Below are 1,228 nucleotides of genomic sequence, written 5' to 3'. Positions count from 1 at the left end.
CCGAAGAGTAAATTGGAGGTTCTTTTTGAGAGATTGCCTAATAATCAGAAGACTGAAGAAAAATTTTATATGCTTCACTGACAATAAACAAGAAAGCTATTAGTTTATATCATTATAAATCGCAAGACGGCAAAGAAAGGTATTTTAATAAAGAAGGAATAAGCTTTAAAAATGGCGAAATTTTTGCAAATCCTTTAAATGGAGATTATCGCATATCCTCAAAATTTGGCAATAGAAAGCATCCTGTTCGCGGTAAAATTGCTTTTCACAAAGGAGTGGATTATGCAGCTAAACTTGGCACTCCCATATATGCTGCTGCAGAGGGTGTGATAGAATATATAGGAAAGAATGGTGGCTATGGAAATTACATCAAAATAAAACACAAAAATGAATATTCAACCTGTTATGCGCATATAAGTAGATTTAGTGGCGATATAAAGTTAGGCTCTAAAGTAAAGCAGGGGCAGGTCATCGCCTATGTTGGTAGCACTGGTGTTGCAACAGGCCCTCATTTACATTACGAAGTTATATATAACGGCAAACACATCGATCCGCTTACGATAGCGCATAAAACTGAAGTAAAATTGCCTGATCATGAATTAAGAGAGTTTAAACTATTTGTAAATAAGATAAATAAAACGATCAACAGAGAGAGTTCAAGTGAAAAAGAAGTTTAAAGACAATATGGATAAGAATACGATAAACGATAGAAATTTGAGTCAAATTCGGGCTTTTCCTGTACTAATAGCGCTAGGATTAATTTTATCGCTGCTTTTTTTGGCATATGACAGCACAATTGCACTTGGAGTTGCTGCCGTTTCAATTTTGACTTTTCTTCAAGGATTTTTTATTAATGACCCTAATGAAGCAAGAGTGATAGAATTTTTTGGTCATTATATTGGAACTTATTTAAAGTCTGGAATATGTGTAACGCTTCCCTTTTCAAGCAAATATATAGTTTCCCTAAAATTTCAGAATATTAACACAGAAAAAATAAAAGTTAATGATGCAAATGGAAGTCCAATAGAGATTTCTGCAGTAATTGTTTGGAGAGTGAGCAGTCCTGCAAAGGCGTATTATAATGTTAACAACTATCACGAATTTGTTTTTGTACAAAGTGACTCGGTAATTAGAGAATTGGCGAGCAATTATCCGTATGATAGCGAAAGCGATGAGGAATCTTTACGTAAAAATTCTGATAAAATTTCAGATGAATTGCGGTCAATGT

Annotated in this window: 1 protein-coding gene and 1 pseudogene; both read left to right on the top strand. The window is 33.9% G+C overall.

The annotated features are described in order from the left end of the window. Positions 1 to 677, top strand: a pseudogene (locus WGMM_RS02990) (M23 family metallopeptidase); the annotation flags it as partial. A gap of 7 nt (positions 678 to 684) precedes the next feature. Continuing rightward, positions 685 to 1,228 (top strand): SPFH domain-containing protein (locus WGMM_RS02985; RefSeq protein WP_038249860.1); only part of this gene is annotated, 544 nt, incomplete at its 3' end.

The sequence above is a fragment of the Wolbachia endosymbiont of Glossina morsitans morsitans genome, from assembly GCF_000689175.1.
GTDB classification, from domain to species: Bacteria; Pseudomonadota; Alphaproteobacteria; order Rickettsiales; family Anaplasmataceae; genus Wolbachia; species Wolbachia pipientis.
The sequence above is the reverse complement of the archived record's forward strand: the minus strand, read 5'-3'. Positions and strand labels throughout refer to the sequence as shown.